The sequence below is a fragment of the Actinomadura sp. 7K534 genome, from assembly GCF_004348575.1.
In the GTDB taxonomy this organism is placed as follows: domain Bacteria; phylum Actinomycetota; class Actinomycetes; order Streptosporangiales; family Streptosporangiaceae; genus Spirillospora; species Spirillospora livida.
Map to the genome: position 1 here is coordinate 1 of NZ_SMKB01000001.1, position 13,534 is coordinate 13,534.

Here is a 13,534-nt window from a genome sequence, read left to right on the forward strand (position 1 = left end):
CCACCGGGATCTACACAAGGCTATTCGTGGGCAGCGTCAGATTTGTATAAGAGACAGGGCCAGGTCCAGGGCGCCCCAGAACAGGTGCACTGGGCTGACCTTGCCGACGAAGTGGGAGCGGAACTCGCCCATGACGCGGTTCGCCTGGAGGAGCTGCCGCCAGAAGAGGTGCGCGGCCTCGGCGTCATAGGACGCGTGGGTGTGGTCCTCGGCGAACGGAATGGACGGCTCCACCTCGTTGGGACGGGTCTGGAACTGGGGCCTGATGCCCAGGTCGCTCAAGGCGTCCATGGTCTGGGCGTAGAAGTCGGCCACTGAGATCGGTTCGAGCTTCACCTCCCGGGACGGGCCGTCGCTGCTGCGGATGCGCAGGACGTGGTCGACGAAGTCGAACTCGATGTCGAACGCCCCGGACCCGTGCGGGATCGCGGACGTGGTGAACCCGCGCGGGCTGATGTACAGGGTGACCTGCCACCAGTGGTTGAGCAGGGGCGCGTGCGCCAGCCGGATCTTGCCGACGATCTGCGCCCACATGTGCAGGGTGTCGCGGGTGTCGGTCCAGTCGGCGACGCGCAGCCGCGGCCACGCTTTCTGCTCGGTCATCCCGCACCTCTCCATCGACATTTCCGGCTGTCCGGATCCTGCCCAGGCCGCGACGCCCGGAATCACCGGGGCGAGCGGGTTGACCTTGACGCCGGGGTCAAGGGTTAGCGTCGTTACTGGCCACGGATCAGCGGCCACGGATCAGCGCCACGGACGAAGGAGGCCCGATGCGGATCGGGGAGCTGGCGGCGCGGGCGGGGGTGAGCACCCGCACGCTGCGGTACTACGAGCAGCAGGGGCTGCTGCCGGCGCGCCGCGCGGCCAACGGCTACCGGCAGTACGCGGAGTCCGACCTGCGGCTCGTCCTGGAGATCCGCTCGCTGGCGGCGGCGGGGTTCACGCTGGACGATGCGCGCCCGTTCGTGGACTGCCTGCGGGCCGGCCACCCGGACGGCGCCGCGTGCCCCGAGTCGGTCGCCGTGTACCGGCGCAAGCTCGCCGAGATCGACACCGAGATACGCACCCTGATCCGCCGCCGCGCGGACGTGGCCGGCCAGCTGGCGCGCGCGACCGAGCCGGGCGCCTGCCCGGGCTGCGCGCCGACCTCGGAGGGGACGAATGATCACACTGACGGCGGAGAACTTCGACGAGCAGGTGCTGCGCGCGGGGAAGCCCGTCCTGGTCGAGTTCTGGGCGGACTGGTGTCCGCCGTGCCGGATGATCGCGCCGATCCTTGAGCAGATCGAGGCGGAGCACGGCGACCGCCTCGCCGTCGCGAAGCTCAACGGCGACGACCACCCGGAGGTCGTGGCGCGGTACGGCGTCATGGGCTTCCCGACGATGAACCTGTACCGGGACGGCGAGGTCGTCCGGCAGATCGTGGGCGCGCGGTCGAAGCGCGCCCTGCTCGCGGACCTCGACGGCCAGTTCTGACGTCCCCGGCCGCGGCCGCCTAAGATCAAAGTCGACGATCTGGGTCGGGGAGGCCGTGGTGCGGACGTTGCTGAACATCCTGTGGCTGGTGCTGGCGGGCTTCTGGCTGGCGCTGAGCTACGTGCTGGCCGGGATCATCTGCTGCATCCTCATCATCACGATCCCGTTCGGCATCGCGTCGTTCCGCATCGCGGGGTTCGCGCTGTGGCCGTTCGGGCGGACCACGGTCCCGCGGCGGGACGCGGGCGCGGGCTCGCTGCTGGGGAACGTCATCTGGATCATCGTCGCGGGGTGGTGGCTCGCCCTCGGGCACCTCGTCACCGGCGCCCTGCTCTGCATCACGATCATCGGCATCCCGTTCGGGATCGCCAACTTCAAGCTGATCCCGGTCTCGCTCGCGCCGCTCGGCCGCGAGATCGTGGCGAGCGGCGACCGCGCCTCCTTCTGAGCGGGGCTCAGGACGTCCAGGTGCGGCCGGTGAGGCGTTCGTAGACCTCGATGTAGCGGGCCCGGGTGGCGTCCACGACATCCTGCGGGACGGCGGGGCCGGGCGGGGTGCGGTCCCAGTCGAGGGTGCTGCTCCAGTCGCGGACGAACTGCTTGTCCAGTGCGTGCTGCGGGCGGCCCGGCTCCCACTGGTCGGCGGGCCAGAAGCGGGAGGAGTCGGACGTCAGGACCTCGTCGCCGAGGGTCAGGGTGCCGTCGGCGGCGCGCCCGAACTCCAGCTTCGTGTCGGCGATGACGATGCCCCGCTCGGCGGCGATGGCCGCGCCCCGCTTGTAGATCTCCAGGGTGACGTCCTTGAGGCGGGCGGCGGTGTCGTCGCCGATCTCGCGCACGACGTCGTCGTAGGTGATGAACTCGTCGTGGCCCTCGGTCGCCTTCGTGGTCGGGGTGAAGATCGGCTCGGGCAGCCGGGACGCCTCGACCAGCCCGTCCGGCAGCGGGATCCCGGAGACGGTGCCGCTCTTCTCGTACTCCTTGAGCCCGAGACCGGCGAGGTAGCCGCGGGCGATCCACTCGAAGGGGAGCATGGTGAGGCGGCGGCAGCGGACGGCCCGCCCCGCGAACTCCTCCGGCACGTCCGTCGCCGACAGGACGTGGTTGGGGATGATGTCGGTGAGCTGCTCGAACCACCACAGCGACAGCTGCGTGAGGATCTTCCCCTTGTCCGGGATGAGCGTCGGCAGGACGACGTCGTACACGCTGACCCGGTCGGACGCGACGAGGATCAGGTCGTCCCCGTCCGCATAGACGTCCCTGACCTTGCCCGAGTGGACGAGTTCCATTGCGCTCCCTCTGCTCGCTTCCCCTGCGGGGTCCTGCCCGCAGGAGTTTGTCACAAGCCCCCTCGCCACCTGCGGGGAGCGTTCGGTACGGGCGAACTGCGCCTGGATGAATGGGGGCGCGGGCGTCGGGTAGGGCGGTCCGGGAAGCCGACAGGGAGTTACCGATGAACGAACGCATTCCGGCGGAGGCGGAGCTGGCCTGGGAGGACTTCCACCGGCTCGTCAACATGACCTCCGACGAGCTGCGGATCTGGCTGCTCACCGACGCCTCGGGGGAGGACGCCTTCCCGCCGGGCCCGGCTCCGGGCGTCTCCGAGCTCGGCGCCCGCGTGGTCGACGTGCTGCGCAAGCGGAAGGTCGACCTCACCGACGGCGACGCCGAGGTGATGCAGGAGGTCGTGGACTTCGTGGAGGACCGGCTGGAGAACCGCCCGCCGAACGCGGAGCGGGACGAGGAGTGGCGCCACGCGCTCATGACCGTGGGGCACGACCCGCTGCGTCCCGATCCGTCCAGCGCCTAGGAGGCGAGATCACGCCGAACCCGCAGCCGAAGGGCCGCCCCGAGCCGGGGCGGCCCTTCCGCGTTCCGGGGCCCTCAGGGGACCTCGGTCTGGGGGCTGTAGCCCTCGTCCTCGCCGCCGGGGGCCTCGGCCTCGGCGATCGGCGGGTCCGTGGGGCCGGGCGTGTGCTCGTCCGCGAAGTCGTGGTCGGTCTCCTGGGGAGCGCCCTCCTCCGCGCGGCGGTCGGCGAGCGGCTTGTCCTCGTCGCGTTTGCGTTCGCTCATCACCCCTCCTTCGTCTCCGGGGCGAATACCCGGAGGGAGGGCTTCAACCTCGCTCAGGCGCGGAGGAACGCGATGAGGCGCGGGACGTCCTCGGTGGCCAGCACGATGCCGAACCGGCTCTCCAGTACCTCGGGCAGTTCCTCGGGGGCGAGCGCGCGGGTCTCCACGGCGCCGTCCGGGCGGGTGGTGGTCAGCGTCGTCCCGTCGAGCACGTAGTGGACGTCGGGGAGGAACCGCTGCGTGAACGGCCGCATCGTGAACGGTGAGCGCGGGTTGGTCGAGACGTAGTGGTTGAGGACGTCGAAGTCGATGCGGAACGTCTCGTTCAAGGCGAACGTCTGGCGCCGGGTCCAGCCCTTCGGGAGACGCTGGTACAGCGCCCACTCCGCTGAACCTTCGGCCCATGGGGTGGGGGTGGCCTTCTCCTTGCCGAGCCGGAATCCCCAGCCGTCCTGCGCGGCCTCCTCGCCGTCCCGGAACCGCAGCGGCTCCAGCGGCCCGCCCCCGAAGCCGACGTCGCACAGCCAGCCGGGCTCGTCCCGCGGCAGGTCCGGCGGGCGGACGTGGAGCAGCACGTGCGAGCACGGGCGCAAGACCTGCCCGCCCATCATCACCCGCGAGGCCAGCGCGGTGATCTCGTAGCCGAGCCGCTCCAGGACGGCCGCGAAGAGCCGGTTGTGCTCGAAGCAGTAGCCGCCGCGCGGGGCGTCGACGAGCTTCGCCTGGACGGCGTCCAGCGACAGCCCGATCGGCCGGCCGAGCATGATCTCAAGGTTCTCGAACGGGATGGACATGACGTGGGCGCGGTGCAGGGCGCGCAGCGTGCCGGCCGTCGGGGACAGGTCGCCGTCGTGGCCGATCCGCTTCAGATAGGCGGGCAGGTCGACCAGGTCGCCCTGCCACCCGTACCCGAGATCCTCGGTCATGTCTTCCTCTCGCTCGGCCCGCCCCTTGCGGGGGACAACACCGGAATCCGCCTGCATCCTCCCTGGTGGCCGCCGTGCGGGCGTCACCGGCCCCCGCGGGCGATCCGGGCGAGGGCGCGGTCGACGTCGCGGCGTTCGGCGGCGGGCAGCGGGCCGCCGGCCGGCGCGCGGAGCTCCGCGGCCTCCGCGAGGAGGGCCTCGGCCTCCGCCAGCGACGCGGCGGCCGCGGCGGGGTCTCCCGCCGCCGCCTGCTCGCCCGCTAGGGCACGCGCCCCGGCGAGCCCTTCCAATGCGAGCGCGACGGCGCGCGGGTCGCCGACGGCGCGGGCGCGGGCGAGGCCCTCGGTGTGGAGGGCCAGCGCGGCGGCGGCGTCGCCGCGCTCCTCGGCGATGTAGCCGAGCTGGGCGTGCAGGAACGCGATCCCGGCCGTCCCGCCGATGCCGTGCAGCCAGCCGAGCCAGGCGCGCAGGTGGGTCTCGGCGGTGTCGAGGTCGCCGCGCGCCCTGGCGACGAGGCCGAGGCCGATCCCGGCGAACTCCTCCGCGGACCGCGCGGCATGCCGGACGGCCAGCTCGCGGGCCCGTTCGTGCAGGTCGCGGGCCGCGTCGAGGTCGCCCTTGAGCAGCGCGAAGCGGCCGAGGCCGGAGAGCCGGAACGACGCCTCGGGCCACATCCCCAGCTCCTCGGCGACGCGCAGGGTGTCGCGGAGGATCGCCGCGGCCCCGTCGTGGTCGCCGGTGATCTCGGCGTGCCGGGCGAGGGCGTCGGCGGCCTCCAGGCGCCCCCACGGGTCGCCGAGCCCGTCGAAGATCGCGCGGCTCTCCCCGGCGTCCCGCGCCATCGCCGCGAGGTCGCCGCGGCCCATCGCGAACTTGGCGCGGGTGGCGAGCGCGGCTGCGGTGAACCAGCGGTCGCCGCGCGCGCGGAACACCTTGAGCGCGTGGTCGGTGCGGGCCTCGTTCGCGGCGAGGTCCCCGTACGCCCAGTGGACGTGGCTGAGGAGCCATTCCGCCTTTGCCTGAGCGAATGAGTCGCCGTGGTGCTTCAGCGCGTCCCGGCGCAGCTCCTCCGAGTCGGTGTCGGCACCGGCCAGCATGGTGAAGCCCGCCAGCCAGGTGCCGGCTTCGACGCGGGCGGGCGACGCCGCGGCGTCCGGTGCCGCCAGCGCGGTCGTGAAGGCGCGCCGGGCCTCGTCGAACCGCCCGCGCAGGTACCAGTACCAGCCCAGGGCGTTGACCAGCCGGACGGCGTCGCCCCGGTCGAGGGCGGCCGCGAGGTTGGCGGCCTCCTGGTCGAGGCGTTCCAGCCACTGCGGCTGCTCCGGGCCGCGCAGCCGCTCCGCCGCCCGCTCGGCCAGGTCCGTGTAGTAGCGGGCGTGGCGGCGGCGGACCTCGTCCTCCTCCCCGGCCTCCCGGAGCCGCTCCAGGCCGTACGCGGCGATCGACTCCAGCAGCCGGTAGCGGCCGTCCCCGGCCCGGACGACGAGGGAGCGGTCGACCAGCCGCGCGAGCGCGTCGACGCCCGCACCGCAGACCTCCTCGGCGGCGTCGAGGGTGCAGCCGCCCGCGTGGACGGCGAGGCGGCGCAGCGCCACCCGCTCCGGCCCGGTCAGCAGCTCCCAGCTCCAGTCGATCACCGCGCGGAGCGTCCGCTGCCGGGCCGGGCCGCCGCGCCGGCCGCCGGCGAGGACGCGGAACCGGTCGTCCAGCCGGGCCGCCAGCTCCCGCACCCCGAGCGCGCGGACGCGGGTCGCCGCCAGCTCCAGCGCGAGCGGGACGCCGTCCAGCCGCCGGCAGATCGAGGCGACCCAGGGGGCGCTGCCCTCGTCCAGCGCGAAGCCGGGCGCGGCCGCGGCCGCCCGCGCGGTGAACAGCCGGACCGCGCCGGACCGCCGCAGCGCCTCCGGCGCGGCCTCCCGGCCCGGCAGGCCCAGCGGCGGGACGATCAGCAGCCGTTCGGCGGGCACGCCCAGCGGCTCCCGCGAGGTCGCGAGGATCCGCAGGCCGGGCACATCGCCGAGCAGCCGCCCGGCCAGCTCGGCGGCGGGCTCGGCGACGTGCTCGCAGTTGTCCAGGACGAGCAGCGCCCGCCGCCCGCGCAGCGCGGCCCCGAGCCGCTGCACCGGTCCCGCCGCGGGCTCGCCGCGCAGGCCGATGACGCGCGCGACGTGCTCGGCCAGCTCGTCCGCCGTCGCGGGACGCCCCGCGGCGAGCTCGACCAGCCACACGCCGCCGGGATGGTCGGCGGCCGAGCGGGCGGCGGTCTCCAGCGCCAGCCTGGTCTTGCCGACGCCTCCGGTCCCGGTGAGCGTCACCAGGCGGTGCGCCGCCAGCAGCGCGCGGGCCTGGGCGATCTCGCGGTCCCGCCCGATCAGCTCGTCCAGCGGTACGGGCGGGCGCGGAGCCGCGCGCCCCGCCTCCGGCGGGTCTGCGTCGAGGGACGGATCCTGTTCGAGGATGGCGCGGTAGAGCGCGGTCAGCTCCGGGCTCGGGTCGACGCCCAGCTCGCCGGCGAGCCTTTCCCGCAGGTCGTGGTAGCCGGTGAGGGCCTCGTTCTGGCGTCCGGCGCGGTAGAGGGCGCGCAGGTGCGCGGCGCGGAGCCGTTCCCGCAGCGGGTGCCGCGCCACCGGTTCGGCCAGCTCGGCGGCGAGGGCGGCGTGCTCGCCGAGGTCGAGACGCGCCTCCGCGTGCTCCTCCAGGGCGGTGAGGCGGTTCTCCTCAAGGGTCGTGATCGCGGCGCGGGCGAACTCGGCGTCGGCGAAGTCGGCGTGGGCGGGTCCGCGCCAGAGGGCGAGCGCGTCCCCGAGGAGCCGTGCCCTGGCGAGGGGGTCGGCGGTGTCCCGGGCCTGGCGGAGAAGTGCCGCGAAGCGTCCGGCGTCCACGGTCTCCGGGGCGGTGTCGAGCACGTATCCGGGCGGCCGGGACACGATCAGGCTCCGGCCGCCGGGTTCCGCCGCGTCGAGGACGCCGCGGAGCTGGGAGACGCGGGCTTGGAGCGTTCCCTTCGGGTTCCGCGGCGGGCGGTCGCCCCAGAGGGCGTCGGCGAGCCGGTCGGCGGAGACGGGACGGCCGGCGGCGGTCAGCAGCACCGCCAGCAACGTCCGGACCTTCGCCTCGGGGACGTGCACGGGCGTTCCGGCGTCCGTCCACACCGCGAGCGGCCCCAACACCCCGAAGCGCACCCCGCCAGCGTAACCGCCGCTACGGACGGACCCGCAGCCGTTCCGTAGCGGGCCGGACGAGGGTGGAGGAAACCGATGAAGGAGAACCTCATGAAGACTTCGGTGACGGTCATCGGCCTCGGGCCCATGGGCGCGACGATGGCCAGGACCTTCCTCGCCGCAGGCCACTCCACGACGGTGTGGAACCGCACGGCGGCCAAGGCGGCTCCGCTGGTCCAGGACGGGGCGGCTCTCGCTCCCACGGCCGCCGACGCGGTCGCCGCGGCCGAACTGGTCGTCGTCAGCCAGACCGACTACCGGGCCATGTACGACTCGCTCGGCGGCGCGGACCTGAAAGGCCGCGTCATCGTCAACCTCAGCTCCGGCAGCCCCGACGAACTGCGCCGCGCGGGGGAATGGGCGTCCGAGCATGGCGGCGACCTGGTGACCGGGGGGCGTGATGGTCCCGCCGCCGGGCATCGGGCAGCCGGGAGCGTACGTCTTCTACAGCGGCCCCGAAGCGGTCATCGAGCGGCACAGGAAGACCCTGGAGGTGCTGGGGGACGTCACGTTCGTCGGCACCGACCGGGGCCTGTCGATGCTGTACTACCAGGCGCAGCTCTACCTGTTCTGGTCGACCCTGACCGCCTACATGCACGCCATCGCGCTGCTGGGGTCGGCGGGCGTCTCCGCCCAGCAGTTCTTCCCGTTCGCCGCCACGACCGTGCGCGAGCTCGCCGAGGACGGCCCGATGGGCTTCCTGAAGGAGATGGCCGAGGCGATCGACGCGGACGTCCACCCGGGCGACGACCACAGCCTCCGCATGCAGGCGGTCGGCGCCGACCACATCGTGGCGGCGGCCCGCGAGGCGGGGATCGACACGGCGGGGCCGCTGGCGCTCAGGGACCTCTTCTGGCGGGCCGTCGACGCCGGCCACGGTGCCGAGGACCTGAGCAGCGTCATCAGGGTGATCCGCGCTCCCGCGCCCTGACGCGGCGGCGGCACGGTGCCGGTGTCAAGGCCCGGTCTCACGGGGTCGCGGTCCAGGCGGCCAGCGGGAGGCGCAGGACGAACCGGGCGCCGCGGGGGCTGTCGGCGATGCGGAGGGAACCGCCGTAGATCTCGGCGATCTCCCGGGCGATGGGCAGGCCGAGCCCGGTCCCCTGCGGGTCGCGGGCCCGGGACTCCGGGAGGCGGGAGAACCGCTCGAAGACCCGTTCCCGGAGCTCCTCCGGGATGCCGGAACCGTCGTCCAGCACTTCGAGGACGGCGTCGGAGCCGTCGCGCGCGACGGTCACCTCGACGCGCGACTCCGCGTGCCGCTCGGCGTTGCTGAGCAGGTTGTTCAGCACCCGGGCCAGCCGCACCGGGTTCGCCCGGACGGGCACGCCGGGCTCCAGCCGCGTCTCGATCGGCACGCCGGGCGCGCGCCGATCGACCTCCCGGCGGGCGAGGCCCGCGAGGTCGATCGTCTCCACCGCGACCGGGGCGCGCGAGTCGAGCCGGGACAGCTCCAGCAGGTCCATGACGATGTCGTTCAGCCGCCGGGCGTTGCGCAGCGCCGCGCCGACCATCGGCTTCCAGTCGGCGTCGCGCGGCTCGTCCAGCGCGAGCTCCAGCTGCATCTGGAGCCCGGCGATCGGGTTGCGCAGGTCGTGGGAGGCGTCGGAGACGAACCGGCGCTCGCGCACTCTCGCGTCCTCCAGCTGGTCGAGCGTGGCGTTGACGGTCTCGGCGAGGGAGCGGATCCCGCCGCCGCTCTCCGGGACGGGCACCCGGTGGCCGAGGCCGTGCGTGGAGAAGTCCGCCAGCTGCGAGCGGATCTGGTCGACCGGGACGAAGACGCGCCCGATCGTGTGCCACGTCCACCAGGCGATCAGGACGAGGAGCGCCACTGTGACCAGGACGATGGAGGCCAGGAGCGTCCACATGGTCACCGCGCCCGGCAGCGGCGTCGCCGCGAGGACCAGCACTCCCTCGCCCCACGGCGAGCTCCGCACCCGCAGGCCGAAGACCCACGCGCACTCGTCCAGGAAATCCGGGCAGTAGCGCTGGTCGAGCAGCAGCTTGCCCCTGGTCTCCTCGGGCCCGGCCAGCGCCGGACGCCCCTGGAGCCGTGGTCCGGACGCCACGACCCGGCCCTCCCAGTCCACGACCTGGACCACCGTGTCGCCCTTCCCGCGGGAGAGGAGAGGGTCGCGGCCTTCCGTGGCGAGGTCGTACACGATCCGTTCGACGGCCTGTTCCGAATGCTGCCGGGCCCGGTTCTGCGTCCAGTCGCGCGCGAGCAGCAGAAGCAGGGAGACCAGCAGGAAGAGGATCAGCGCCCCCGCCACCGCGGTGATGAAGGTCGCGCGTCCCCGCATCGTGGCCGCCGGGCGCGTCCCACCACGGCGGGCGCCTTCCCGCGACTTCGTCGTCACAGCCGAGCCCCCGAATCCCGGACGGTCCGTCACTCTAGGCGACCATATATTGACTCAGGGTAGGCGACATGTCGCCGGTGGTGTCCCTCTGGTGGGACCTGCGGGCTGTTGCGTTTCGTGTGGGGCGGACGGTGCGATCTGGGGAAACGTTCGCCCGATCATGAACGGTAGCCGGGTCCCGGGCCGTACAGCGGGGGTGACGGGCGACTTTCCCGACGCGAAGGGAGCCGTCTCGGTGGGCGTCGAGGATGCGTTGCGAGCTGCCGGTCGGGCCGGCGCCGGAGAGGCGGGCCTCGCGGCCGGCGGCTCCCGGCGACGGGGAGGCGGGTCTGTGGGCGGGGCTCGGGACGAGGCGGTCCTCGGCGAGGTGACGTTACCCGGGGTGCGGCGGTCCGTCGGCTGCGCGCGGAGCTTCGTCCGCGAGGCGGTGACAGCCCATTCCCGCCTGGCCGGGCGGGCCCCGGACGAGGAGGTGCTGGACGACCTGGTCACGGTGGCGAGCGAGACGGTCTCGAACGCGGTCACGCACACGGCGTCCGGGCTGGCGGGCGGGGAGGTGACGGTCGTCGTGTCGGCCGGGGACGGCCTGTACCGGCTGGAGGTCGCCGATGACGGGGCGGCGGGCTCGCGGCCGCATGTCAGGGCGGAGGTGGGCGCGGAGTCGGGGCGGGGGATGCGGATCGTCGAGGCGCTGGCGTCCCGCTGGGGGTTCCGGGCGGACGGCCACCGGACGGTGGTGTGGGCGGAGTTCCCGGTCCCGGCCGCTCGGGGCCGGGACCGGGAGCCGTTCAGCGGCCGCGGTTGAGCTGCCGGGTCGGCAGCTGCCGGGCGTTGCGGCGGTTGTTGTTCGCGAATTTCACCGACGTGAAGTCGGCATTCTTCCGCTTGCCCTTCTTCTTGGTCTTGGCGAAGGGCGCGGGTACGGGATTGTTGTGTATGGCACGCATGAAGAGAACACCTCCGGGCACGTTTGAATTCGGCCGCGAAAGGACCGATGAAAAAGGCTTTACAGCATGACGGCGCAGGCCATGGCCGATGTGGAACGGATGTGGCGGGGACGCCGGATGACAGCGGTCATGCCGCTGGGTGAGATGGGAGCGGGCCCGTGCCCAGAGTGGGCGGGCGGCTCGACCGGAGAGGTATCAAAGCTCCATGGGTAAGATTTAGCCATAAGGGGCCGATTGGTGTCAACCCATTAATTGCCGCGAGTTGGGAATCGCCCTGCGGGCGTTCGCGCCCGGCGGGGGAGCGGTGCGGGCCGGGCGCCGCTCGCCCGGTCACACACGGTCAGGTTCCCGGCACGCATGGTGCGATCCGGTCGGCGGGTCTTGCCGGCGAACCGGAGCCAGCACACCGAACATTCCGCCAAAGCAGTGATGATCTTCGCTTATAGGCATAATCACGCGAATGGCGATATCGCTCCCGGTGCGGTTCCGCAGCGACGGGACGCGGGTGGCGGTGGAGACCGATCCGCTGCACGCCCCCCTGCGCGACTTCCTCCTCAACGACCTGGGCGAGGACATCTCCGCGATCGTCCGTGCCCAGGGAAGGCTGAGCGGTGACGGGTACGAGCCCTGGCAGGAGCTCTACCGCTACCACCGCCTCGATTTCGACGGAACGATCGTCCACGTGCGCGACGTCGCCGGATGGGCGTCGTGCGACCTCGACCCGGCGGTGCTGCGCAGGTGCCTGGACGAGTACCTCCAGCAGGTGGGGGCGCTGCAGAGCCGCCGCAGCCTCCAGCGCACGCTGAACGAGGCGTCGTCCGGCGAGCCTGTGGCCACCTCCCTCGCGCTGGGGTCCGTCTCACATCGGACGCAGGGCTGGGGTCTCATCCGGACGCCGCGCGCCGTTCTGGAGGACATGGCGGGGCTCACCCCCCACCCGGACGCATGTCTTCCGCACGGCGTCCTGAGCACCGGTTCGGGCGCGTGCTGGGCGGACCTGGCCGTCCTGGACGGGACGCACACGCGGCTGCGCAGCGGCACCAAGACGTTCATGCCCCGTGGCATCGACCCAGAGCGACTCATGACCGAACTGGGCAACACCCTGACCCAGGCCCGTTTCCTCAGGTCGGTCCCCGGAGCGTGGTACGGCTTCGTCGCCGGTGTCCCGGCGCACGGCTACGTCGACCCGGACATGGTGCTGCGTCTCCCCTGCGAGCCGATCGAGGTCGCGGGCGTCATGCAGCGGGTGAGGGTGTTCTTCCCCGAGCTGGCCGATTCCGGTGTCGACCTGGAGGCGGCGGCGTCCACGGCGAGTGGGTGCACCTCATCGGTGTACGGGCCGAGGCACGTCCTGACCGCGTTCCTGCTTCACGACGTGCAGAGCCACCGCCACCATCTCGAGGTCGTCCGTGCGGCACGCCCGGGATGGGAGCACACGGGGAACGCCTGCCACCTCCGCCTGGACGTGCAGACCGCCCGCCTGGAGCACCTGTGGCTTCCCGGACACGCCTGCGAGATACCGACCGGCGAGTTCGCCCGCGTCCTCGACGAGTACGAGCGGCTCCTGTCGCCCTAGCTCTCGTCGTCCTCGTCGATGTCGTCCCTGCCGCATAGGGCGGTGACCACCGTGTCGGTCAGCATCGCGCCCGCCATGCCGTCCGTGTCCAGCTCCGGGTCGTAGATGGTTACGTCGACGCCGAGCGCGCGCGGGCTCGCCGCCAGTGTCGTCAGCACGGAGGTCAGTTCCTCGAACGACAGGCCGTTCGGGTTGGGGGAGTCGACCGCCGGCATGACGCTCCGGTCGAGGACGTCGGCGTCCAGGTGGATCCAGAAGCCGTCGACCGGCGCCGCCTCCAGATGGTCCCGCGCCGCCCGCGCCGCCGCGTCCGCGCCGTGCTCGCGGACGTACTCGATGGGGAAGCGGCGGACGCGCGAGGCGTCGAACGCGGCCAGGTCGAACAGCTCGACGTCCTCGGGCTCCACCTGGCCGCCGAGGTGCGCGACGTGCTCCTCGGCGACGTAGGGGCGCAGCCCGCGGATGTCGGTCAGCGCACCGGGGCCGTGCCCCGTGACCAGCCCCAGCGCCATCCCCCCGGCGGTGAGGCGCCCCGCGACGGCCGACGGGTCGCGGCGGGGCGAGTAGTCGTCGTGCCCGTCCAGGTACGCCAGCCCGAACGCGCCGCGGCGGCGCAGCGCGAGCATCGGCCCGAGCACGATGCCGCAGTCCCCGCCGAGCACGACGGGGAACCGGCCGGTGTCCAGCAGCTCCCCGACGCGCGACGCCAGCCGCTCCGCGTGGTCGGCGATGCCCGGCCCGTTGAGGTAGCCGGTCTCCTCGTCCGGGCCGAACAGGTAGGGCGGCGGGTCGACCCGCCCGGCGTCCTCGGCGCCGAGGCGGCCGAGGACGCCGTGCCCGCGCAGCGCGCGGGCCAGCCGGCGCACCCCCGGCTCGTGCCCTTCGCGCGGCGGGCGCAGCCCGAGGTTGGACGGGGCGTCGAGGACTGCGATCATTCTCGCAATCTAGACCA

General features: G+C 73.2%; 15 protein-coding genes. 7 read left to right on the forward strand and 8 right to left on the reverse strand.

Annotation, left to right across the window (positions count from 1 at the left end; all coding sequences use genetic code 11):
- Nucleotides 1–36: 36 nt before the first annotated feature.
- Nucleotides 37–603, reverse strand: coding sequence for a DUF5996 family protein (locus tag E1266_RS00005; RefSeq protein ID WP_243718129.1), 567 nt, complete (start codon nt 601–603; stop codon nt 37–39).
- Between the two features lie 167 nt (nt 604–770).
- Here E1266_RS00005 and E1266_RS00010 point away from each other — a divergent pair, with 167 nt between their 5' ends.
- The 3 genes from E1266_RS00010 to E1266_RS00020 are packed head-to-tail and all read left to right on the forward strand — an operon-like array spanning nt 771 to nt 1,924.
- On the forward strand, nt 771–1,280 hold the full coding sequence (locus tag E1266_RS00010; RefSeq protein ID WP_165965869.1) for a MerR family transcriptional regulator: 510 nt from the start codon (nt 771–773) through the stop codon (nt 1,278–1,280).
- On the forward strand, nt 1,162–1,476 hold the full coding sequence (gene trxA / locus E1266_RS00015; protein ID WP_132042306.1) for a thioredoxin: 315 nt from the start codon (nt 1,162–1,164) through the stop codon (nt 1,474–1,476). The genes E1266_RS00010 and trxA overlap by 119 nt, the downstream gene beginning before the upstream one ends.
- Before the next feature lie 58 nt (nt 1,477–1,534).
- Nucleotides 1,535–1,924, forward strand: coding sequence for a YccF domain-containing protein (locus E1266_RS00020; protein ID WP_132042308.1), 390 nt, complete (start codon nt 1,535–1,537; stop codon nt 1,922–1,924).
- Between the two features lie 7 nt (nt 1,925–1,931).
- Here E1266_RS00020 and E1266_RS00025 read toward each other — a convergent pair whose 3' ends face one another.
- Entirely contained in the window at nt 1,932–2,765 is an 834-nt protein-coding gene (locus E1266_RS00025) for a phosphoribosylaminoimidazolesuccinocarboxamide synthase (protein WP_132042311.1), read from the reverse strand.
- A 164-nt stretch (nt 2,766–2,929) separates the two neighbouring features.
- On the opposite strand from E1266_RS00025, the gene E1266_RS00030 reads away from it, so the two are divergent.
- A complete protein-coding gene (locus E1266_RS00030; protein ID WP_132042314.1) occupies nt 2,930–3,286 on the forward strand; it encodes a DUF3140 domain-containing protein in 357 nt (118 codons plus the stop codon).
- 74 nt (nt 3,287–3,360) lie between these two features.
- Here E1266_RS00030 and E1266_RS00035 read toward each other — a convergent pair whose 3' ends face one another.
- The 3 genes from E1266_RS00035 to E1266_RS00045 form a co-directional block, all read right to left on the reverse strand.
- Nucleotides 3,361–3,549, reverse strand: a complete 189-nt coding sequence (locus E1266_RS00035) for a hypothetical protein (protein ID WP_132042317.1) — start codon at nt 3,547–3,549, stop codon at nt 3,361–3,363.
- A 53-nt stretch (nt 3,550–3,602) separates the two neighbouring features.
- On the reverse strand, nt 3,603–4,475 hold the full coding sequence (locus E1266_RS00040) for an arylamine N-acetyltransferase (RefSeq protein WP_132042319.1): 873 nt from the start codon (nt 4,473–4,475) through the stop codon (nt 3,603–3,605).
- A gap of 83 nt (nt 4,476–4,558) precedes the next feature.
- Complete coding sequence (locus E1266_RS00045; protein ID WP_132042321.1) at nt 4,559–7,657, reverse strand: BTAD domain-containing putative transcriptional regulator; 3,099 nt, start codon at nt 7,655–7,657, stop codon at nt 4,559–4,561.
- Between the two features lie 439 nt (nt 7,658–8,096).
- On the opposite strand from E1266_RS00045, the gene E1266_RS39150 reads away from it, so the two are divergent.
- The gene (locus E1266_RS39150; protein WP_243718130.1) at nt 8,097–8,627 is read left to right on the forward strand and encodes a hypothetical protein; all 531 of its coding nucleotides are present in this window, start codon (nt 8,097–8,099) and stop codon (nt 8,625–8,627) included.
- Between the two features lie 37 nt (nt 8,628–8,664).
- Here E1266_RS39150 and E1266_RS00055 read toward each other — a convergent pair whose 3' ends face one another.
- Nucleotides 8,665–10,059, reverse strand: coding sequence for a HAMP domain-containing sensor histidine kinase (locus E1266_RS00055; RefSeq protein ID WP_243718131.1), 1,395 nt, complete (start codon nt 10,057–10,059; stop codon nt 8,665–8,667).
- Between the two features lie 331 nt (nt 10,060–10,390).
- Between E1266_RS00055 and E1266_RS37715 the strand changes: the two genes are divergently transcribed.
- On the forward strand, nt 10,391–10,864 hold the full coding sequence (locus E1266_RS37715; RefSeq protein WP_165965870.1) for an ATP-binding protein: 474 nt from the start codon (nt 10,391–10,393) through the stop codon (nt 10,862–10,864).
- Here the strand turns inward: E1266_RS37715 and E1266_RS37720 are convergent.
- A complete protein-coding gene (locus tag E1266_RS37720) occupies nt 10,848–11,006 on the reverse strand; it encodes a hypothetical protein (protein WP_165965871.1) in 159 nt (52 codons plus the stop codon). The genes E1266_RS37715 and E1266_RS37720 overlap by 17 nt on opposite strands.
- Nucleotides 11,007–11,466: 460 nt before the next feature.
- Between E1266_RS37720 and E1266_RS00065 the strand changes: the two genes are divergently transcribed.
- Complete coding sequence (locus E1266_RS00065) at nt 11,467–12,582, forward strand: hypothetical protein (protein WP_132042329.1); 1,116 nt, start codon at nt 11,467–11,469, stop codon at nt 12,580–12,582.
- Here E1266_RS00065 and E1266_RS00070 read toward each other — a convergent pair.
- A complete protein-coding gene (locus E1266_RS00070) occupies nt 12,579–13,517 on the reverse strand; it encodes an arginase family protein (RefSeq protein ID WP_132042331.1) in 939 nt (312 codons plus the stop codon). The genes E1266_RS00065 and E1266_RS00070 overlap by 4 nt on opposite strands.
- Between the last annotated feature and the right edge of the window lie 17 nt (nt 13,518–13,534).

Coding starts and splice junctions, on each gene's coding strand:
- E1266_RS00005 (WP_243718129.1), bottom strand. CDS start 603: ATGACCGAGCAGAAAGCGTGGCCGCGGCTGCGCGTCGCCGACTGGACC.
- E1266_RS00010 (WP_165965869.1), top strand. CDS start 771: ATGCGGATCGGGGAGCTGGCGGCGCGGGCGGGGGTGAGCACCCGCACG.
- trxA (WP_132042306.1), top strand. CDS start 1,162: ATGATCACACTGACGGCGGAGAACTTCGACGAGCAGGTGCTGCGCGCG.
- E1266_RS00025 (WP_132042311.1), bottom strand. CDS start 2,765: ATGGAACTCGTCCACTCGGGCAAGGTCAGGGACGTCTATGCGGACGGG.
- E1266_RS00030 (WP_132042314.1), top strand. CDS start 2,930: ATGAACGAACGCATTCCGGCGGAGGCGGAGCTGGCCTGGGAGGACTTC.
- E1266_RS00035 (WP_132042317.1), bottom strand. CDS start 3,549: ATGAGCGAACGCAAACGCGACGAGGACAAGCCGCTCGCCGACCGCCGC.
- E1266_RS00040 (WP_132042319.1), bottom strand. CDS start 4,475: ATGACCGAGGATCTCGGGTACGGGTGGCAGGGCGACCTGGTCGACCTG.
- E1266_RS39150 (WP_243718130.1), top strand. CDS start 8,097: ATGGTCCCGCCGCCGGGCATCGGGCAGCCGGGAGCGTACGTCTTCTAC.
- E1266_RS37720 (WP_165965871.1), bottom strand. CDS start 11,006: ATGCGTGCCATACACAACAATCCCGTACCCGCGCCCTTCGCCAAGACC.
- E1266_RS00065 (WP_132042329.1), top strand. CDS start 11,467: ATGGCGATATCGCTCCCGGTGCGGTTCCGCAGCGACGGGACGCGGGTG.
- E1266_RS00070 (WP_132042331.1), bottom strand. CDS start 13,517: ATGATCGCAGTCCTCGACGCCCCGTCCAACCTCGGGCTGCGCCCGCCG.